Raw genomic sequence first — 20,241 nt, forward strand, 5'->3', positions numbered from 1 at the left:
CGATCCTGCAGTGAGCGACAGCACGATTCTGGCCATTCGATAGCGGAATCTGGTCAACACGACAGTGCGACGTGCCGCCATGTCCGAGCTCAATAGGTCCCTGCTGCGGAACTGCGTCCGCGCGTCGACGCAGTAGCTATGTCCATATAATTCCATAAAATGGCAATTTACTAAGTTCCCCACCTGGTTCAGCGCGCCGAATATCCCTGACTTGAACAGGAGATAGCGGCTATGCCTGTCAGTACCTCCCTATCGAAGGGTTTGCAGGTAGCTCATTTTACAAAGTTCAAGCGGGGCGGCCAACGTTTGATCTGAGGCAGCGTCGGGGGAAGTCATGTCTGGATCGACTAAACTGACTGACACCAAAAATAGAGCGAGAGAGGGATCCCACATGAATAATAGAGAATACCTTCGCAACTTCATCGGCGGTGAATTTGTTGAAGCAGTGAGCGGCGAACGTTACGAAATTATCAATCCTTCCGATGAGACGATTATTGCTTCCGCCCCTCAGTCAGGCGCCGCTGATGTTGAGATTGCTGCGAAGCGGGCGAGGGACGCATTCAAGGATTGGCGGGATACGACGCCGTCAGAACGTTCCAACATCCTACTCGAGTTGGGTAGCCGCCTCAGCGAAGGCAAGGACCGCCTAGCTCAGCTTGAGATGTTGAATGTTGGCAAGCCCTTAGCGATGGCTAAAGGCGAAGTCGACATTGCAATCGATAATCTCAAGTTCTTTGCAGGCGCTGCAAGGGTTCTCGAAGGCAAGTCCGCTGGTGAGTATCTTCGCGGCTATACATCGATGATCCGTCGCGAGCCTATTGGCGTCATCGGGCAGATTGTTCCTTGGAACTACCCTTTAATGATGGCTATCTGGAAGATTGCCCCGGCATTGGCGGCCGGAAATACGATCGTTCTTAAACCGTCCGAACTCACTCCAGTAACGACTTTTGTGATGGCAGAGCTATGCAAAGGTCTGCTTCCGGATGGCGTGCTGAATATCATCTGTGGAGAGGGGGATCCTGTAGGGTCTTCGATTTCCTCGCACTCCGATATCGACATGGTTGCACTGACAGGCAGTGGTCGATCGGGAAAGCATGTTGCAGCGTCTGCGGCCAACAGCTTTAAGCGCGTACACCTTGAACTGGGCGGCAAAGCCCCCGTTTTGGTTTTTGGTGACGCCGACCTGTCCCTCGTCGCCTCTACGGTCAGAATCATGGGGCTTTGGAATTCCGGCCAGGAGTGCGGCTCTCCCTGCCGGATCATCGCCTCGGAAGGCGTTTACACAAAGCTTCTTGATCTCTTGGGAACTGAGTTGTCATCCGTAGCGTACGGCAATCCCGTGGGCGACGAAAGCATCGCCATGGGACCAGTTATCTCTCGCGAACAACGGAACCGCATTCACGGATTTATCGACCGGGTAGATCCCAAGAACATTCTTGTGGGCGGAACAAGCGTTGCGCAACAGCGGGGATTTTTCGTTGCTCCCACCTTAATAGCGGGCGTCTCTCAATCGGACCAGATCATTCAAAATGAGGTGTTTGGACCGGTCGTCACACTGCAGAAGTTTAGCACCGAGGCCGAAGCCATCAAGTTGGCGAACGATGTCTCTTACGGACTGGCTGCGTCGGTTTGGACACGGGATGTAGCGCGCGCTCACTCGTCCATCAGGAACCTGAATTTTGGAACAGTGTGGGTCAACGATCACCTACCTTTTGTGTCGGAGATGCCTTGGGGAGGCTTCAAGCAGTCCGGATACGGCAAAGACCTGTCCCCATACTCGCTGGAGGATTACACGCAAATCAAGCATGCAATGGTTAAGTTTGCCTAAAGTTTGAAGACGCCACCGAGCGTGTTCTCGTAATCAAAGTAAAAAAGGGGAATGCAATGACTAGTAAGTTTCCAAATGAAATCGTCCATGGCTCAACGCGCAGGCAGTTCCTTAAAACGTCTGCGGTGCTGGGAGCGTCAGCCGTGATATGTGCAGCGTTGCCAAGCATCGCGTCCGCTGGCCCCCTGCGAGGAGGGACGCTTAAGGCGGGTATGGTAGGTGGCGCGACGACGGACAGTCTTGATCCTGCTGTGTGGACTAGCAATGTGCCGACCTTTCTCGGCCGGCATTGGGCGGAGCAACTGGTGGAAGTATCGCCATCCGGTAAGGTAGAGCCTGCTCTCGCAGAAGCTTTCTCGTCTTCGCCAGACGCGATGGTTTGGACTTTCAAGATCCGCAAGGGGGTGCAGTTTCACGATGGCAAGGAGATGACGCCTGCCGACGTGGTAGCTACGCTTGAACGACATTCGGACGCCAAATCCAAATCTGGCGCGCTAGGGCTCTTGGGCGCGATCGACAAGATAAGTGCTGTGAATCAGGACGTTGTTATTTCATTAAAAGCGCCGAATGCGGATTTTCCATATCTGATGGCCGACTACCATCTAATGATCCAGCCAAATGGTGGGAAGGACAACCCGACAGCTGGCATCGGAACTGGCCCATATCACTTTACTGTCAACGAGCCGGGGGTCCGACACGTAGGCGAGCGTTTTGCCAATTATTGGCGCACGGATCGCGGTTTTGCCGATCGGATCGAAATTATCATCATCAACGACTCCTCGGCGCGTATGGCGGCCTTACAGGGTGGTATCGTTGACGTCGTCAACCGCGTCGAGCCGAAGGTCGTCGATTTGATCAAGCGTGCACCTGGGGTGACGATCCGCGACGTAGCGGGTAGAGGTCATTATTTGTTCGCTGCCCACTGCAACACAGCTCCTTTCGACAACAAGGATCTTCGTCTCGCGTTGAAGTACGCAATTGATCGCCAGGAAATGGTAGATAAGATCCTAATGGGCTACGGATCAGTTGGCAACGACACCCCAATTAACAAGTCCTATCCATTTTTCACCGACGCAGAGCAACGGTCATTCGATCCCGATAAGGCAAAGTTTCACTTCAAAAAGTCGGGATACGATGGAGCGATAACATTGCGGACATCCGACGTCGCGTTCCCCGGCGCCGTCGATGCTGCGCAGCTTTATCAGCAGAGCGCTGCGAAGGCGGGGATTACGCTTGATATCAGACGCGAACCGGGAGACGGGTATTGGGCCGAAGTTTGGAACAAAAAGCCATTTTGCGCATCCTATTGGGCAGGCCGACCGACGCAGGACCAAATGTTCTCGACGTTGTATTATTCCAAGGCCGACTGGAACGAAACCCGCTTCTTCCGGGATGACTTCGATAAAATGCTGCTGGCAGCGAGAGGCGAGTTGGATCAGGAAAAGCGCGAAAAGCTCTACGCGGACATGAATGAAATGGTACGTGATGACGGCGGCGCCATCATTCCAATGTTCAACGACTTCATTGACGCGACTGGGCCAAGGGTTGGCGGTTGGGTCGATGACGGGAACCAGGAAATGATGGGAGCCTACGCTCTATCCAAGTGCTGGGTCCAGGCCTAAGCATGATCTTGAAACTGATAGCCCAGCGCATTGCGCTGGGCATCGTCCTGTTGTTGGCCGTTTCGGTCCTGATCTTCGCCGGCACCCAGATCCTGCCCGGCGACGTCGCGCAAGCCATTCTGGGACAATCGGCGACACCGGAGTCGCTTGCCAATCTGCGCGAGCAGCTCGGGCTGAACGACCCGGCCTATGTCAGGTATTTCCACTGGCTCGGCGGCGTGCTGACGGGCGACCTTGGCACGGCAATGTCGAGCGGGCAGGATATCGCGACATCGATCAAGGGCCGGTTGTGGAACACGCTGTTCCTCGCCTTCTGGGCGGCGATTGTGGCCGTGCCGCTGGCGATCATCCTCGGCCTGATCGCGGTGCGCTACCGCAATGGCTGGGTCGACAAGCTGATCTCCGGACTGGCGCTCGCCTCGACCTCCTTCCCGGAATTCTTCATCGGCTACGTGCTCGTCTATTTCTTCGCCGTGAAGTGGCAGATCTTTCCCGGCATCTCGACTGTTTATGACGGCATGCCGTTCGGTGAGCGGATGCAGGCGATCGCGCTGCCGGCGACCTCGCTGACGCTGGTGGTGCTCGCCCACATGATGCGCATGACGCGCGCGGCGATCCTCAATGTCATGCAGTCGGCCTATGTCGAGACGGCGGAACTGAAAGGGCTGTCGGCGTTCAACGTCATCCGCAAGCACGCCTTCCCCAACGCCATCGCGCCGATCATCAACGTCGTCATGCTCAACCTCGCCTATCTCATCGTCGGCGTCGTCGTGGTCGAGGTGATCTTCGTCTATCCCGGCATGGGGCAGTATCTGGTCGACCACGTCACCAAGCGCGACGTCCCGGTGGTGCAGGCGGTCGGCCTGATCTTCGCCGCCGTCTATATCAGCCTCAACATCATCGCGGACATTGGGGCGATCGTCGCCAATCCGCGTCTCAGACATCCAAAGTGAGGGGGCGGGCATGCTCGATATAAGACGCATCCCCATCCCCGCCCTGATCGGCCTGGTGCTGACCGCCCTGTTCGTGCTGGCGGCGATCTTTGCACCGTGGATCTCGCCGCACGACAATGCCGAGATCGTCGGCGACGTCTGGGAACCAATGTCGGCCGCGCATTGGCTGGGCACCGACAATCTCGGACGCGATCTGTTGTCGCGCATGATCCACGGCGCCCGTATAACCCTGTTCATCGCGGTGCTGGCCACCGCGCTGTCGTTCTCGCTCGGCGCCATACTGGGCTTCTCGGCGGCAGTGTTCGGCGGCTGGTTCGACACGATCCTGTCGCGCCTCGTCGACCTGCTGATGTCGATCCCGACCCTGATCATGGGCCTGGTCGTGCTCTCCGTGCTGCCGACGAACCTTGTGACGCTGATCCTGGTCATGGGCATTCTCGACTCGACCCGCGTCTATCGCCTGTCGCGCGCGGTCGCCGTCGACATCAACGTGATGGACTATGTCGAGGCGGCCAAGCTGCGCGGCGAAGGCAGCGCCTGGATCATCTTCCGCGAGATCCTGCCCAATGCGCTGTCGCCGCTGGTTTCGGAACTCGGCCTGCGCTTCATCTATGCGGTGCTGTTCCTGTCGACGCTGTCCTTCCTCGGCCTTGGCGTTCAACCGCCGGATGCCGACTGGGGCGGCATGGTCAAGGAGAACAAGGACGGCATCGTCTTCGGCATAGCCGCGGCACTCATTCCGGCGGGAGCGATCGCGGCGCTCGCCATCTCGGTCAACCTTGTCGCCGACTGGATCCTCAACCGCACGACAAGCCTGAAGGGAGGACGCGGGTGATGGCTGACAGCAACGCGAAGCCCGGACAACCCAAGCCAGGCGTGCTGCTCGATATCCGCAATCTGCGTATCGAGGCCACGGTCTACCCGCCCGGCGAGGCGCCGAAGACCATCACCCTTGTCCATGATGTCTCGCTGACGCTGGAGAAAGGCAAGGTGCTCGCTTGATCGGCGAATCCGGCGCCGGCAAGTCGACGATCGGTCTGTCGTCGATGGGCTATGGCCGCGGCGGCGTGCGCATCACGGGCGGCGAAGTGATCCTCAACGGCCGCGACATCCTGAAGGGCGGCAAGGAAGGCTTTCGCAAGCTGCGCGGCCGCGAGGTCTGCTATGTCGCGCAATCGGCCGCCGCCGCCTTCAACCCGGCGCACAGGCTGATGGATCAGGTGGTGGAAGCCACGCTGCTGCACGGCACGGCGACACGGGCCGAGGCTGAGAAACGCGCCGTCGCGCTGTTCAAGAAGCTCAGCCTGCCAAATCCCGAAACCATCGGCGAACGCTTCCCGCACCAGGTCTCGGGCGGCCAGTTGCAGCGCGTGATGACGGCGATGGCGCTGTGCTCCGAACCAGACCTGATCGTCTTCGACGAACCGACGACAGCGCTCGACGTGACGACGCAGATCGACGTGCTGGCGGCGATCAAGGACGCCATCCGCGATACCCATGTCGCCGCGCTCTACATCACCCACGACCTTGCCGTCGTTGCCCAGGTCTCGGACGAGATCATGGTGCTGCGTCATGGCAGGCTGGTCGAATGGGGCACGACCAACGAGATCATCAAAGATCCGAAAGAGGTGTATACCAAGGCCCTCGTCTCGGTGCACCAAATATCGCATGAGGAGAAGCAGCCGACACCGGCGCCGATCCTGTTAGTCAAGAACGTTACGGCGGCTTATGGAAATGGCATCGTCAAGGTGCTGAAAAGTGTGTCCGTCGACATCCATCCCGGCCAAACACTGGCGGTGGTTGGCGAGTCCGGCTCGGGAAAGTCATCGCTGGCGCGTGCTATCACGGGACTTCTGCCGGTCCAGCAGGGGGAAATTACGTTTGATGGTCACAGGTTGTCTAACCGGCTTAGGGATCGAACCAAGGAAGATCTGCGCCAAATGCAGATGGTCTACCAAATGGCCGATGTTGCGATGAATCCGCGCCACACCGTCGGGACGATCATCGGCCGGCCATTGACCTTCTATTTCGGGATGAGGGGTGCCGAACGTGACAAGCGGGTGAAGGAACTACTCGAGGAAATCGAGATGGGCACGGGCTTCATCGACCGTTATCCTGCCGAACTGTCGGGCGGCCAGAAACAACGCGTCTGCATCGCCCGCGCGCTCGCGGCCAAGCCCAAGCTGATCATCTGCGACGAGGTGACGTCGGCGCTCGATCCGCTGGTGGCCAATGGCATCCTGAAGCTCTTGCTCAATCTCCAGCAGATCGAGCAGGTCGCCTACCTTTTCATCACCCATGACCTGGCTACGGTGAAGTCGATCGCCGATTCCATCGCCGTAATGTATCGCGGCGAGGTGGTGCGCTATAGCGCGAAGAGCCAGGTGCTGACGCCGCCCTTCGATGACTATACCGATCTACTGCTGTCGTCCGTACCGGAGATGGAAATCGGCTGGTTAGAAAGAGCAATCGCTGGGCGGAAGATTGAGAGTGCAGGGAACTAGGATGGAACCTTGGCGATCCCGGCAGTTCTGTGACGTCCCCGCGCCGCGCCTCTTGCATTGAATGGCGTGGAACCGATGCAAGCGCGTCGTCTTCCCCTATCCCGTGCGGATCAAACGAAGTTTTTGATCCTGCTGCGTGGCTTTCCCGAACCTTGCGGAGAAAGGCATTCATCTGTGGCCTGGGAGTTGGTGACGAGGTGACGGATTTCATTTGGGGATCTCGTATAGCGACGGTGCCGACAACATCGAACTCTTTAAAACGATTTTCGCGAGGACGCCGCTTCAGAAGTCTCGGCCAAAAGCGCCCACTCCCGCTCAGCCCGGTTCGGATTAGCGAAAGGGCCAATACCCCATTGCCTCAATTCAGAAAGTAAGAAGATGCTAGACTTCGACATGATAACCAAGGCTGCCCGCACCCTAAAAGGCGTGACGCGTGTCACCCCTCTGTCGGAATCTGAACTCCTCAACAAACGAATCGGTTTCCGCCTCCTAGTCAAAGCTGAATGCCTTCAGCGCACTGGCTCCTTCAAGATTCGCGGCGCCTATGTAAAGATTGCTTCATTGACCAAGGCAGAGCGATCAGCCGGCCTCGTCGCTTTTTCGTCCGGCAACCACGCCCAAGGCGTCGCAGCGGCGGCTTCGTGGCTTGGTGTCACGTCTACCATTGTGATGCCTGATGATGCTCCTGCGGTGAAGCTGCGCAACACTGCCGAATACGGCGCTGAGGTCATCACCTATCACCGGGTCACCGGTGATAGAGTCAAGATCGCCCACGATGTGGCGGCGGAAACGGGTGCAGTGCTTGTTCCTCCCTATGACGACTACGTCTTGATGTCAGGCCAGGGCACGATCGGGCTCGAAATTGTTAGTCAGTTGGCGAAACAAAATACAACGGCGGATGCCCTTTTATGCCCGGTCGGTGGGGGTGGTTTGATTGCTGGCATCGCAACTGCGATGAAGGAATTAGCTCCTCGAACTCTTGTCTACGCCGCCGAGCCTGACAACTTCGACGATACCAAGCGATCGCTCATGGCAGGCGAGCGGATCGGAAATGAACCTGGTCACAATTCAATCTGCGATGCGATAGTAACGCAAATCCCAGGAGAGAAGACGTTCCCGATCAACAAGAATCTCTTGGCTGGAGGGTTTTCCGTGTCTGAGGCAGACGTGATCTATGCCATGCAAGCACTCGCAAACGACCTAAAAATTGTCACTGAGCCTGGGGGCGCTGTTGCTGTTGCAGCAGTTCTGCGTGATCGCGAGAGATGGAAGGGAAAGACAGTCGTGGCGGTAGTTTCCGGCGGAAACGTCGACCTCGATATTTTTTGCGACCGCGCGTATGGTAGTCGCTAGCAGTCCGATGCAACGCAATGCCTGCGCGTGTTCCAATCTCGTAGCCAATCACCAGGCCAGCGAGAAAGGCACGATCATCAAGTTCCCCCTCGGCCTCAGACATTGCCATAAGGGCAGGCAATACGGCCATCGAACAGGCAGGGGTGCCCGAAGGTGCCGTGAACCTCCTATGCGGGTACGGGAAGATAACAGGTGCGGCGCTGGTCAGCCATCCGGATATTGATCAGATCGTATTCACGGGCTCCGTCCAGACGGGCGTGTCGATCATGAAGGCGGCTTCTGAGCGATCGGTGCCGTGCGTCATGGAACTCGGAGGCAAGTCGGCGGGCATCGTTTTCGCAGACGCCAATCTCGACCAAGTGGTCGAGAGCGTGAAGTCGGGCACTTTTTACAACGCGGGCCAAGTCTGTTCAGCTTTGTCCCGTCTGGTCGTACACGACTCTATCTATGACATGGTCGTCGAGAGGGTGTCGGCAATGGCCGAAGCCTTGGAGGTCGGAGACGGTTTGGTGGGAGCAGATATGGGCCCGGTGGTATCTGAAAATCAGCTCGGGAAGATTGAGGGCATGTGCGACCGTGCCAAAAGCGCTGGGGCAAGGCTGGTTACGGGAGGGCAGCGCCTGCACGACAAGCGCGGTTGGTTCATGCAGCCGACCGTTTTTGCAGATGTCGATCCGAATATGGAAATCGCTCAAGAAGAGGTCTTCGGTCCGGTTCTGTCCATTATCAAGTTCCACAACGACGATGAGGCTTTTGAGATCGCTAATGCCACCCGGTTCAGCCTGGTCGCGGGCGTCTTCACACAGCGCCTCGATATCGCTCTCAAGGCGCCGCCTCGCCTGAATGCGGGGCAGGTCTTCGTCAACGAGTGGTTCGCTGGCGGTATTGAGACCCCTTTTGGAGGAAATAAAATGTCGGGACACGGGAGGGAAAAAGGGCAGGAAGCCATCTACAGCTATGTCCGAACCAAGAATGTGGCAATCTCCCTAGCTCGTTAGAATCGCGATACCAGCAATTTCTCTGGGATACAATTCGGGTTTTTGTGGCCGGCGCTGCTCGTTGTCGAAGACAGTGCCGGGCAAGGAGCATGCCTTCCACCGAACCCCAGGCAACCGTCGGCGAACTCGTAAAGATCGACACATCCGCATGAGATGTCGTTCTTCTCCAGGATGATCTGTTTGCGACCGTAGAGAATTAAAACTGCTGGCCGACATAGCGCTGCTCGCGCTTGCAAAGCACGTCGCGCAGCCGAGCGGGCGCCATGTCCAATGCGCGGCCGAGCAGGGACCTTGGAGAAATTCTCGTTGAAGCTCGTCGTGAACGCCTGCAGGAAGGCGTTGGCGGCCTCGATGTCGAAATCGATCTGGGAGTAGGTGCGTTTCATGTGCGGTTCCATGCAGCCATTGGTATCGCTGCAGGATAGGAATTATGGAACGGGGCTGCAATTTTCTGGATGTTGCTTTTTTCTGCTCAAACCGCCGTTCACGTAGTTGGGCTTCGGTTGACACGCACCGGCAGAATTTGGGGCGAGGGTCCCTCGCGCCCCACCCTCGCGTTCCCGCCCACGCGATTATGTGACGATCACGGTATTGCTGAGGGCGAACTTCCTTGAGCATTTTTGGCACCCAATGAATTTTTTTCGCTGGGTGTGGCCGCATATTTCTGGTTTCTCTACGTCATCGAAATCAACGGCAAAACGTCACCGGTCGGGTGGTCTAAGACCGCCCGAGGCGCTTTTTGCAACCATTGTGAGGGCATTATGCGCAGCGGCGGGCAGGTTCTAGTTGAAGCATTGCGGATAAACGGTGCCGAGGTGATATTTGGGGTGCCCGGAGAGAGTTATCTCGCTGCGCTTGATGCCATTCACGATCAGGGTAATGCCCTGCGCTATGTCACCATGAGGCAAGAGGGCGGCGCGAGTTTTGCCGCCGCAGCCTATGGGGATTTGACGGGGCGCCCTGGGATCTGTTTCGTAACGAGAGGACCTGGCGTAACCTCTGCCACTATCGGCTTGCATACGGCAATGCAGGGCTCGACGCCGATGATCCTTCTCATCGGCCAAATTAGCCGGCCCTATCGCGATCGGGAGGTTTTCCAAGAGATTGATTACCGACGCTTTCTAGGTGAAACCGTGAAGTGGGTTGCGGAAGTCGATGACGCGGCGCGGCTTCCCGAGTATGTCAACCGAGCGTTCAAGATTGCAGTGTCGGGACGGCCAGGGCCGGTTGCGCTTGCGCTTCCCGAAGATATGCTGTTTTCGCTGACCGACACCCCAGACTTAGCTGCGGCTCGTGCGACGCCAGCCACCCCTTCGCCCGCAGACATCTCCGCAGTCGGCAAATTGCTTGAGCAGTCAAAAAAACCGCTTTTGCTACTGGGAGGAACGATCTGGACACCAGAGGGGCACGCGGCCGTCATCCGGTTTGCCGAGGCGCACGACTTGCCCGTCGCAATAGGCTTCAGGCGCCAGGGACTGTTCCCGCATGATCATCCCAACTTTGTAGGCAGTGTTGGCTTTGGGGGTATACCGCAGCCGAACCAATATGCCCGCGAGGCCGATTTGGTTATCGCATTGGGCTCCCGCCTAAATGATCCGACCACGTTGAAACACAAGATCATTGCAGCGCCTAGGCCCGAGTGCCAGCTTGTGCATATCCATCCGGGGGCGGAGGAGCTAGGGCGGCTTTATCAGGCCGATTTGCCAATACTCGCGGACCCCAGCCTCGCGGCTTTGGCGCTCTCTGAGCTTCGGCCAACGCGCATCCACACCGCAGCGACGTCGGATGCATTGGCCGGTTACACGGCACATGTGACGTTGCCGCCTCAGCTCGGGCCCGTCGATATGGCCGAGGTGATGCGCGTGCTCAACGAGCGCCTTCCGCGCGACACGACAATGACTACTGGGGCCGGAAACGCCACCGACTGGCCTAATATTCACTATTGCTATCGTCAGTTCCTGGGAGCGGCGGCCCCGGTAAACGGGGCGATGGGCATGGGCGTTCCGGCTGCCGTTGCGGCCAAGTTTGCGCGCCCACACTCACCTTCCGTCTACATCGGCGGCGACGGCGACTTTCTGATGAACGGCCAAGAGCTCGCAACTGCGATCCAGTACCAACTGGACCCATTGTTCATCATCATTGACAACGAGAGCTACGGCACAATTCGCGGCAACCAAGAGGCACGCTACCCTGGTCGCGTTTCCGGGACCGATCTGCGAAACCCCGACTTTGCCAAGGTCGCTGAGGGCTATGGCGCACATGGTGAACGGGTTGAAGCAACCGAAGACTTCGAACCCGCGCTCGAGCGCGCCCTGTCATCGGGCCGCGCCGCGGTGATCCATGTTTTGGTCGGCCCGAAGAGCCTCGGCCCGAACCACTTCCTGGCGGAGGCTTAATAGCGATGTTGTCAGAAACGATCCGCAAGGTACCCGCATCTCCTATCGGTGCGATGTTCGACCGTGCCACCGAAATGCGATCGCGAGGCATGGATCTGATCGACCTATCCTTGGGCGAGCCGGACTTCGATACTCCTGAGCATATAAGGAAGGCGGCGATCGAAGCCATCAATGCGGGGCATACTCGATACACCGCGGCGGATGGTTCGGTAGCTCTCAAGGATGCTGTCCGGCGCAAGTTCGCGCGAGACAATGGTTTGACGTTTGACCGCTCCCAAGTCGTGATAGCGTCCGGCGCAAAGCCATTAATTGCGAGCGCAATGCAGGTGGTCCTGGACCGAGGGGATAAGATCATCATCCCCACCCCAGCATGGACGTCACATGTAGGCATGGCGCAGGTATGTGCAGCAACGCCTGTGCTGCTGGAAACCACGGAGTCTCAGGGATACGGGATTGACGCCGGCAAGCTTGAAAAGGCGATCACCGCTGAAACAAAGCTCCTTCTTCTCTGCTCGCCTGGCAATCCCACGGGTGCAGTAGCGTCCGCTGAGGAGCTCAGTGCTATAGCTGAGGTGTTGCGGCGACATCCCCACGTCAACGTAATCTCAGACGATCTGTATGAGCATGTCGTTTTCGCGCCGGCGACCTTCGCAACTTTGGCACAAGTAGCTCCGGACCTGGCCGACAGAGTTTTGACCGTCAACGGACTGTCGAAGGCTTACGCGATGACTGGGTGGCGCATCGGATATGCGGGCGGTCCATCCTGGTGGACGACCGGCTTGCGCGTCCTGTTCTCCCAGACCAGTGGGGGGCCGTGTTCAATTAGCCAAGCTGCGGGCATCGCCGCTCTGGACGGTCCACAAGAGTTTTTAGCGGAATGGCGCGAGGTATACCGCCGGCGGTGCGCTCTTGCCGTCGACGGCCTCGCCAAGGTACCTGACCTTAGGCCCCGGATGCCACAAGGCGCATTCTTTTTGTATGTGGAATGCGGAGCGTACATTGGCAGACACGCGCCCAACGGCAAGGTCATCGCGTCGTCGACTGACTTTGCGGATCATTTGTTGGCTACAGGCGTTGTCACGGTGCCCGGAGCCGCCTTTTATGGGGATCCGTTCATAAGGCTGTCGGTGGCAACGTCTGATGCGAACATCGTCGAAGGTATCCGTCGCATTGCGGTGGGTTGTAGCCAGCTGAGATCGGCGGACATAACGGCCCCTGTCCATCTGATGACCAGCAAAGAGCTTATGTCTTAAGAACAGGGCGGGTCGACGGCAGGGCGAGCCGTCGACCGGGATCGCTGATGTCAGCCTCCGTCTCGCCACTTGGGCGGGCATTTCCGTGCCTCAAAGCGATCGCGGCACGGCCGCTTCCTCCTAGGAGGCGGTTGACCGCCACGTGGCTAACTGCACAGTTGTCTCAGACGAAAAGAAGGTCTCGCGACACAAAATTCAGGCACTCGGCGCCGGTGTCCGTAATCAGCCACATATCCTCGATGTTGAACTCTCCGACGCTAGGCGGGTAGTACGGAAGCTCGAGGCAGACCACCATGCCGGGCTCAAGAACGGTATCATTCATGCCAATGAACGGCCGCTCTTCGACCAGGTTGTCGGTTCCAATCGAATGACCAAAATGCCCACGTGTGTAGTTCGGCAAGCCGTTCGCCCGCACCGTCTCCTCTGCAACCTGGTGAACCATTCGCATGGTATTGCCTGGCTTCAGCTGCAAAGCTGCTGCGTCGTATGCCCTGTGGAGAGCTTCATAGACGAGCAGCGCCTCTTTCGAAGGTTCACCAAAGATTGCGACGCGCGCGCAATCACTGTAGTAGCCACTAAGGCGGACGCCAGCGTCAACCTTGATCACGTCGCCATTCTTCACTCGGTTGGTATCGCCTATGCCGATGGCGTTGAAGGCCCAACTACCTTGATATTCTCCGATCGCTGGGTTGGCCCTAAAGGTCTCAATTGCGCCAAGCTCGCACTCGACTCGCATCTCTTCGAGGGAATAACCCTCTTTGATGCCCCCGAAAGAACGCTCGAGCATTTTGTCGAAGACGATGGCAGCGTTGCGCAGCCGTCTGATTTCCTCGGGATGTTTGATCGCGCGCAGCCTGTAGATGGCATCGGCCCAGTCCACGAACGTGGCCTGACTGCACGCATTGGCCAAGTGTGTCCGTGTTTCGACTTGCATGAAGTCCAGATCGGTCGCGATCCGTCCGCCAGCACATTTCCATTCATCAAGGATACCGGCAACGATCGCGGCGATCTCGGCGTGCCTGTATTGCTCCGGGCGCACCGGCCGCAAATCTGGTTGCGCCTCGTTGGGCCGAGACGCGACAATATCAAGGTCGCGCGCCTCAATCCACATTGAATACGGACGGATATCTCGAATGTCGGTGGCCCGTCCCGCCGCACCTGATAGGAAGTCGCTGACGATCATGACCGGCTCCAGGCCAGGATCGGCCGGAATCAAGACCATGTCAGTGCCTGTCATGCGCCAACTCAGGTCGAGAAAACTGCTATGGAAGCCGGACGTGTAGAAAAAATTGGCAGGAGTGATCGCGAGGTACGCCGAGAAGCCGCAATTCTGCAGCTCAGTCCGGATCTTTCGGCGTACCTCAGAGTGCATACTCACCATCTATCTCTTTCATCTGATTGCTTGATGGCGGTTGAATGAACCGCCTGAAATGGCGATTCTACGCGTTAAACCACCAACGCTCGTGGCATTTGTGCCCGTCGTGAGGCCAGTTCCAGGCCACGACCTCGGGAATGTGAAGCTTGGTCGTCACGCCGTCCACATAGTTATTGAACAGAGGCACGGTCGCGCCGCCATCATCACTGAGAATGGCCTGCATCTCGTAATACATCTGTCTGCGCTTGTTGTCGTCGAACTCGGACCTTGCTGTTACAAGGAGTTCAGAAAACCGCGGGTTTTCCCAGAATGTCTCGTTCCAGTTGCCTCCAGGTGCGTAAGCGGTCACAAATGCCCAGTCTTCGGTCGGCCGCCCGCCCCAGTAGGAAAAGGACCACGGCTTTTTCATCCAGATATTCGACCAGTAACCGTCATTAGGTTCGCGAACGACGTTGATGTTGATGCCGGACTGCTTTGCATGCTGTTGATAGAGCACCGCCGCGTCCACAGCGCCGGCAAACGCTGCGTCAGAAACATACAGATCGACCGAAAGATCCGACGCCCCGGCCTTCTTCAAGTGGAACTTGGCCTTGTCCGGATCGAATTTCTTCTGGGGCACTTCACCATTGTGGTACCGGTTCTTGGAGCTGATCGGATGGTCGTTGCCGACCTCACCATGACCCAGCAGAATCGTTTCTAAAAGCTTTTCGCGATCGAGGGAGTATTTCAGCGCGAGGCGGACATCAATGTTGTTAAATGGCGCTTTTCGTACATCCATCGGGATGGTGTTGTGCCCTGTACCCTTGGTTTCGAAAATCGCGAGGTTCGGCACCCTTGCCAGCAGGTGCGCCGTTTTCAGATCAATCCGATCGATCAGGTCGAAGCTGCCAGATCGTAGGGCCGTTTGACGAGCAGTTGCGTCAGGGACCGATAGGACCGACACACCGGCGAAGAATGCCGCGTTCTCTTTGTAAAAGTTGGGTTGGCGCGAGAACTCCGCCCGCACACCCGGATCGAAGTTTTCGATCTTGTAGGCACCTGTACCGATACCGGACTTCCAATCCGCAGTGCCATCCGCGTTGGCGGGCATGATCGCGAAGTGGAAGTCGCTCACAATGTACGGAAAATCAACGTTGCCGCCACTAAGGGTAAAAATGACCGCATCGTTGCCATCTGTCTTTATATTCACCCCTTCCAACAGCGCCTTGGCGGCTGAAGTTGACTTTTTACCCATGTGATGGCGGAAAGAGGCTACAACATCAGTGGCATCCAATGTCTTCCCGTTGTGAAACTGGATACCCTTGCGGAGCTTGAATCTCCAGGTCTTGGCATCGGAGCTAGGCTCCACGCTCTCGGCAAGATCGCCAATGACTTTTCCATCTGGCGCGATCTCGGTCAGATGACCGCGATAACAATAGCCTGTGAAGATCGTAAAATCATTGTCAAAAAGCCCAGGATCGAGTGTATCCGTGGTGCTCCCGTGGCCTAGGCCGACGCGTAGCGTCCCGCCTTTGTTCGGCGCAGCTTGCGCCTTAAGCGCCGGGAGGGACGAGAGAGCGATGGCTCCAATGCCTGCCATTGCACCTTTGATTACTTCCCGGCGCGTGGCGCCAGGCGAAAGCTTGTCGTCTAGTCGGGCCATTGGTAGCTCCTTATTCGCGGCCGGCGTTGTGCCTGACGCTACGATCCCCATTGTGACCAATTTGCGAAGCTGCGGGCCTGCGAGCAATCCAATTAGATTCAAGCCCAAACGAAAAAAATGTGACTAGACGGAAACGTTTGGTAACCGGGCACGTCGGGTGAGAAACACCTGCGCTGCCGCTTAGAACTTGAAGGCTACTAAAGCCTGCCGGAGCGGATTTCAATTGCAGCACGCCACTGCCACGGGAACAATTAACCACCGAGCAGCGGCTTGAGTCACTTGTGCGAGCATTGCTGGGTCATGCGACGACGGACAAGGGCTGGTTATTTACCGATGGACCCGATGCTCTCTTGGCCCAGGGTCCGGTACGCTCCGATCGGCAAGTTCTAAGCGCGGCACAATGCCGTGAAGCATTACCGATAAGTGGATGTGCCTGCCCTCGAATGGGAAGCAAGGGAATAAGATGCGTATTGATCGAATTACTCTTTACTCGATTCCGGTAACTATCGGCTTGGACCTGACGCGATACGTTGCGAGCCAGTCGTTCGACCCCGCTCTGGATGACCTTGTCGTTAAGATCGAAACGGATAACGGCCTGGTTGGGTGGGGTGAGGTGGTGTCAGCACCGCCATACTTTCTTCCTGAAATTTCCGCCGGCGCCCGTGAAGGTATCCGGCACGTTGCACCCGTGGTGCTGGGCCGGGATCCGCGCCAAGTGGCAGCGATATTTCATGACGTTGCTCTTGCACTAAGGGGCCATGGAAACGCCAAAGCGGCCCTGGAGATGGCACTATGGGATTTGGCGGCAAAGTCTCACGGCTTACCTCTCGTTGACCTCTGGGGTGGGCGAATCTCCAACAGTTTTCCCGTTCACACTCTCGTCCGGATCGGTACGCGCGAGCAGACTCTGGCCGTGTTGGAAAAAGAGCGTGCTCGGGGTGTTTACCGCTTCCAAATTAAAGTGGGAGCCGGCGAAGCCCATGAGGACATTGAAACCATTCGCATGGTCCAGGGCATGGCTCTCCCTCATGAGCGGTTCTGGTATGACTCTAATCGGGCGTGGCTTGTAGACGACGCAATCAGGATCATTTCTGCCGTTCGAGATCTATCCCCCATGATCGAGAACCCTTGCGATACTTACGAAGAATGCAGGATTGTCGCCAAGAGAACGGGAGTTCCGTTCATGCTCGACGAGGTTATCGACAGCCCACGCCGGTTTTTGCAGGCTTCCCAAGAAGGCATCCTGGACGCCGCGACGCTCAAGATGTCTTGTGTCGGCGGATTGGAGGCCGCTCGTCAGGCCATGAGTCTGGCGAAGATCTTGGGCGTGCCAGTCCGGATAGAAGATTTCCATGGGACGGGCATTCTGGCGGCCTGCGTAACCCATATGGCGCATACATTGCCGCGAAACCTCATTTGGACACTGTACGACTATGACAGGGATAACCTCATACCTTTGGTCAAGAACCCGCTGGTCGTTACCGCGGGAGACATACGTATTCCCGATGATTGCGGTCCGGGGCTGGGCATCGACGTGGACGAAAGCTTGCTCGGAAAACCCGTTGCCGTACTCGAGAGGGATTGATGCCACTGCGGGTTGAGTCGGGGCAATCTGGCTCTACCGGACGCTCATGGCGTCCTCCGACTTGTCGACAAACGTCGAGCGCTTGCCGGCTGTCGAACTGCGCATGGTCTTAGAAGTGAATTACCCGACCACAGACCAACAAGACACAGGGGATTGAAATGGACAAATGGGATACAAGTTTGACCTCAGCTTCGGGCGTGAGCCGCAGGCGTTTTCTAAAATCTGCGGCAGCTGTGGGAGCGCTTGCGGTCAGCTCCTCAGGGTCCATATTTCCGGCAGTCGCGCAAAGCGCTACGGCTAAGAAAGGTGGGCACTTCAAGATCGGCGTCGCAGACGGTTCTACGACCGACTCGCTCGATCCGGCCACATGGTCGAGTTCGTTCACCGAAACGTTCGGCCACAGTTTGCACGGCTACCTTACCGAATTGGATCCCGACGGGAATCTGGTCGGTGAACTCGCCGAAGCTTGGGAACCGTCAAAGGACGCAAAGACGTGGACCTTCAAACTTCGGAAAGGGGTAGAGTTCCACAATGGCAAGACCCTAAGCGCCGAAGATGTCATCGCGTCGATTAATCATCACCGCGGTGAACAATCCAAGTCCGGCGCAAAGACGATCGTCGATCCAATCGAAGACATTCGGTCCGATGGCCCGCAGACCGTTACCGTCGTTCTGAAACAAGGCAATGCAGATTTTCCGTATCTTCTGGAGGATTACCACTTAGCGATCATGCCTTCTAAGGACGGAAGTGCAGACACCTCCGGCGTTGGTGTCGGCGGCTATGTGCTCGATGCCACTGATTTTGGCGTCAAGGCATCGTCTAAGCGTTTTGCAAACTATTGGAAGCCAAACGCCGCCTGGTTTGACTCTTTTGAAATTTTGGCCATTCATGACGTTGCGGCCCGCACAACTGCTCTGTCGACCGGTCAGATCCATGCAATGGACAAATGCGAGCTTAAGACCCTCCACCTCCTTGAGCGCAACAAGAACCTGAAAATATCGTCATTGACTGGCACCCAGCATTACCAGTTCCCAATGCTTGTCGATGCTGCCCCGTTCGACAACGTCGATGTGCGCTTGGCTCTGAAGCATGCAGTTAACCGGCAACAGCTGCTCGACACGGTGCTCTATGGATATGGCCAACTAGGCAACGACCATCCTATATCCCCCTCAAATCGCTTCTTCGCAAAAGACCTCCCACAGCGAGAGTTCGATCCCGACAAAGCCAAATTCCATCTGAAGAAGGCCGGTGTATCGGACTTGAAAGTGAGCTTGTCGGCTGCTGATTCAGTCTTCACCGGGGCGGTCGACGCCGCGCTCGTTTATCAACAAGATGCTGCCAAGGCGGGGATCACTATCGATGTCATCAGGGAACCTAGTGACGGCTACTGGGATAATGTCTGGATGAAAAAGCCCTGGTGTACAACCTATTGGGCAGGTCGGCCGACTGCAGACTGGATGTTTTCCCAAGTTTACGCGGCAGATGCAGTGTGGAACGAAACGCACTGGAAGAACCCTCGCTTCAACGAGCTTCTCGTTGCGGCAAGAGGTGAACTTGACGACGTCAAACGGCGTGAAATGTACGCGGAAATGCAACTTCTTTGCAGGGACGACGGCGGCACAGTCATCCCACTCTTCGCCAATTATGTAAGTGCACTGTCTGCAAAAGTCGGTCACAACAAAATCGCATCGAACTGGGAATGGGACGGCTACCGTTGCGCAGAGCGGTGGTGGTTCACCGATGTATAGAAAGTTGTGAAGGAATGACGGCGATTTCGAAAGTCATTGGTCAGCGCGTCGCCTTGGGCGCGCTGACTTTGTGGATTGTTTCACTCATCATCTTCGCGGGGATTCAATTCCTTCCCGGCGACGCCGCCACCGAGATTCTAGGGCAGTCGGCGACACCCGAAACGGTCGCAGCGTTCCGCAAGAGCCTAGGGCTCGATTTGCCATTCTACATTCGTTACGTTGATTGGCTTTGGGGCGTGTTGCACGGCAATTTTGGAAATGCTTTAGCCAGTGGCAGAGACATTTCTGAAGCGATCCGACCGAGGCTTGTGAACACTTTGATTCTCGCGGCAAGCGCGGCAGCCATCTCTGTTCCCTTGGCCCTGTGCGGAGGAGTTGTCGCGGCGCTTTATAGAAATACGTTCATAGACCGCGCGATCAACGTGATCACTCTTACCTGGATCTCTTTCCCAGAATTTTTCGTAGCTTACATCCTTATATTGATCCTCGCCGTCCATGCCGGCGTCCTTCCAAGCCTTTCCGACGTCGATCCCAACACGAGTATTATGGGACGCGTGGAAACCATTGCGCTTCCGGCACTAACGCTCTCGTTCGTAGTCATTGCCCATATGATGAGAATGACGCGCACGTCGATCGTCACCCTATTAGGAAATCAATATATTGAGACAGCACGCCTGAAAGGATTGCCCGAATGGCGAATCCTCGTCAGTCATGCCCTTCCTAATGCGCTAGCGCCAATAGCCAACGTCGTCGTTCTCAACTTGGCATATCTCATAACTGGGGTTGTTGTCGTTGAAGTCGTTTTTGTATACCCAGGCCTTGGTCAACTTATTGTAGATTCAGTACAAAAACGGGACATTCCGGTTGTCCAAGCATGCAGTCTTATATTTGCGGCTACCTACGTTATGTTGAATCTTACAGCCGACGTTCTATCAATCGTCGTCAACCCAAGACTCATGCATCCGAAATAATTCCGACCATCGG

Annotated in this window: 14 protein-coding genes and 1 pseudogene; 12 read left to right on the forward strand and 3 right to left on the reverse strand. The window is 56.8% G+C overall.

Going from position 1 to position 20,241, the window contains the following annotated elements; genetic code table 11:
* Positions 1–391 precede the first annotated feature (391 nt).
* From NKH36_RS12160 to NKH36_RS12190, 7 genes and pseudogenes are all read left to right on the forward strand, one after another.
* Entirely contained in the window at positions 392–1,828 is a 1,437-nt protein-coding gene (locus tag NKH36_RS12160; protein ID WP_352960457.1) for an aminobutyraldehyde dehydrogenase, read from the forward strand.
* Positions 1,829–1,884: 56 nt separating this feature from the next.
* Entirely contained in the window at positions 1,885–3,450 is a 1,566-nt protein-coding gene (locus NKH36_RS12165) for an ABC transporter substrate-binding protein (protein WP_352960459.1), read from the forward strand.
* Between the two features lie 2 nt (positions 3,451–3,452).
* Positions 3,453–4,403: an ABC transporter permease gene (locus NKH36_RS12170; protein ID WP_352960461.1), complete on the forward strand. Its 951-nt coding sequence runs from the start codon at positions 3,453–3,455 to the stop codon at positions 4,401–4,403.
* Positions 4,404–4,413: 10 nt separating this feature from the next.
* Entirely contained in the window at positions 4,414–5,238 is an 825-nt protein-coding gene (locus NKH36_RS12175; RefSeq protein WP_352960463.1) for an ABC transporter permease, read from the forward strand.
* Positions 5,238–6,907: pseudogene (locus NKH36_RS12180) on the forward strand (ABC transporter ATP-binding protein). The gene NKH36_RS12175 and the pseudogene NKH36_RS12180 overlap by 1 nt, the downstream one beginning before the upstream one ends.
* A gap of 378 nt (positions 6,908–7,285) precedes the next feature.
* A complete protein-coding gene (locus NKH36_RS12185; RefSeq protein WP_352960465.1) occupies positions 7,286–8,260 on the forward strand; it encodes a threonine ammonia-lyase in 975 nt (324 codons plus the stop codon).
* Between the two features lie 128 nt (positions 8,261–8,388).
* Complete coding sequence (locus NKH36_RS12190) at positions 8,389–9,258, forward strand: aldehyde dehydrogenase family protein (protein WP_352960534.1); 870 nt, start codon at positions 8,389–8,391, stop codon at positions 9,256–9,258.
* Here NKH36_RS12190 and NKH36_RS12195 read toward each other — a convergent pair.
* On the reverse strand, positions 9,255–9,644 hold the full coding sequence (locus NKH36_RS12195) for a hypothetical protein (protein ID WP_352960467.1): 390 nt from the start codon (positions 9,642–9,644) through the stop codon (positions 9,255–9,257). The two genes, NKH36_RS12190 and NKH36_RS12195, sit on opposite strands and share 4 nt — an antisense overlap.
* Before the next feature lie 234 nt (positions 9,645–9,878).
* Here NKH36_RS12195 and NKH36_RS12200 point away from each other — a divergent pair, with 234 nt between their 5' ends.
* Positions 9,879–11,654, forward strand: a complete 1,776-nt coding sequence (locus tag NKH36_RS12200) for a thiamine pyrophosphate-dependent enzyme (protein WP_352960469.1) — start codon at positions 9,879–9,881, stop codon at positions 11,652–11,654.
* 5 nt (positions 11,655–11,659) lie between these two features.
* Positions 11,660–12,907 carry a pyridoxal phosphate-dependent aminotransferase gene (locus tag NKH36_RS12205; RefSeq protein WP_352960471.1) on the forward strand — a complete coding sequence of 416 codons (1,248 nt, stop codon included), beginning with the start codon at positions 11,660–11,662 and terminating at the stop codon, positions 12,905–12,907.
* A gap of 163 nt (positions 12,908–13,070) precedes the next feature.
* Here NKH36_RS12205 and NKH36_RS12210 read toward each other — a convergent pair whose 3' ends face one another.
* A complete protein-coding gene (locus NKH36_RS12210; protein ID WP_352960473.1) occupies positions 13,071–14,288 on the reverse strand; it encodes a M24 family metallopeptidase in 1,218 nt (405 codons plus the stop codon).
* A 58-nt stretch (positions 14,289–14,346) separates the two neighbouring features.
* Positions 14,347–15,924, reverse strand: coding sequence for an ABC transporter substrate-binding protein (locus tag NKH36_RS12215; protein ID WP_352960475.1), 1,578 nt, complete (start codon positions 15,922–15,924; stop codon positions 14,347–14,349).
* A 463-nt stretch (positions 15,925–16,387) separates the two neighbouring features.
* Here NKH36_RS12215 and NKH36_RS12220 point away from each other — a divergent pair, with 463 nt between their 5' ends.
* The 3 genes from NKH36_RS12220 (at position 16,388) to NKH36_RS12230 (ending at position 20,228) form a co-directional block, all read left to right on the forward strand.
* A complete protein-coding gene (locus NKH36_RS12220; protein WP_352960477.1) occupies positions 16,388–17,509 on the forward strand; it encodes a mandelate racemase/muconate lactonizing enzyme family protein in 1,122 nt (373 codons plus the stop codon).
* A gap of 158 nt (positions 17,510–17,667) precedes the next feature.
* Positions 17,668–19,257 carry an ABC transporter substrate-binding protein gene (locus NKH36_RS12225; RefSeq protein WP_352960479.1) on the forward strand — a complete coding sequence of 530 codons (1,590 nt, stop codon included), beginning with the start codon at positions 17,668–17,670 and terminating at the stop codon, positions 19,255–19,257.
* Between the two features lie 14 nt (positions 19,258–19,271).
* Positions 19,272–20,228 carry an ABC transporter permease gene (locus NKH36_RS12230; protein ID WP_352960481.1) on the forward strand — a complete coding sequence of 319 codons (957 nt, stop codon included), beginning with the start codon at positions 19,272–19,274 and terminating at the stop codon, positions 20,226–20,228.
* Positions 20,229–20,241 lie beyond the last annotated feature (13 nt).

This window comes from Mesorhizobium sp. M1312 (assembly GCF_040318115.1).
GTDB lineage: Bacteria > Pseudomonadota > Alphaproteobacteria > Rhizobiales > Rhizobiaceae > Mesorhizobium.

Excerpts from the sequence above, each read along its gene's own strand:
- NKH36_RS12160 (WP_352960457.1), top strand. The coding sequence starts at position 392 with ATGAATAATAGAGAATACCTTCGCAACTTCATCGGCGGTGAATTTGTT.
- NKH36_RS12165 (WP_352960459.1), top strand. The coding sequence starts at position 1,885 with ATGACTAGTAAGTTTCCAAATGAAATCGTCCATGGCTCAACGCGCAGG.
- NKH36_RS12170 (WP_352960461.1), top strand. The coding sequence starts at position 3,453 with ATGATCTTGAAACTGATAGCCCAGCGCATTGCGCTGGGCATCGTCCTG.
- NKH36_RS12175 (WP_352960463.1), top strand. The coding sequence starts at position 4,414 with ATGCTCGATATAAGACGCATCCCCATCCCCGCCCTGATCGGCCTGGTG.
- NKH36_RS12185 (WP_352960465.1), top strand. The coding sequence starts at position 7,286 with ATGCTAGACTTCGACATGATAACCAAGGCTGCCCGCACCCTAAAAGGC.
- NKH36_RS12195 (WP_352960467.1), bottom strand. The coding sequence starts at position 9,644 with ATGAAACGCACCTACTCCCAGATCGATTTCGACATCGAGGCCGCCAAC.
- NKH36_RS12205 (WP_352960471.1), top strand. The coding sequence starts at position 11,660 with ATGTTGTCAGAAACGATCCGCAAGGTACCCGCATCTCCTATCGGTGCG.
- NKH36_RS12210 (WP_352960473.1), bottom strand. The coding sequence starts at position 14,288 with ATGGTGAGTATGCACTCTGAGGTACGCCGAAAGATCCGGACTGAGCTG.
- NKH36_RS12215 (WP_352960475.1), bottom strand. The coding sequence starts at position 15,924 with ATGGCCCGACTAGACGACAAGCTTTCGCCTGGCGCCACGCGCCGGGAA.
- NKH36_RS12220 (WP_352960477.1), top strand. The coding sequence starts at position 16,388 with ATGCGTATTGATCGAATTACTCTTTACTCGATTCCGGTAACTATCGGC.
- NKH36_RS12225 (WP_352960479.1), top strand. The coding sequence starts at position 17,668 with ATGGACAAATGGGATACAAGTTTGACCTCAGCTTCGGGCGTGAGCCGC.
- NKH36_RS12230 (WP_352960481.1), top strand. The coding sequence starts at position 19,272 with ATGACGGCGATTTCGAAAGTCATTGGTCAGCGCGTCGCCTTGGGCGCG.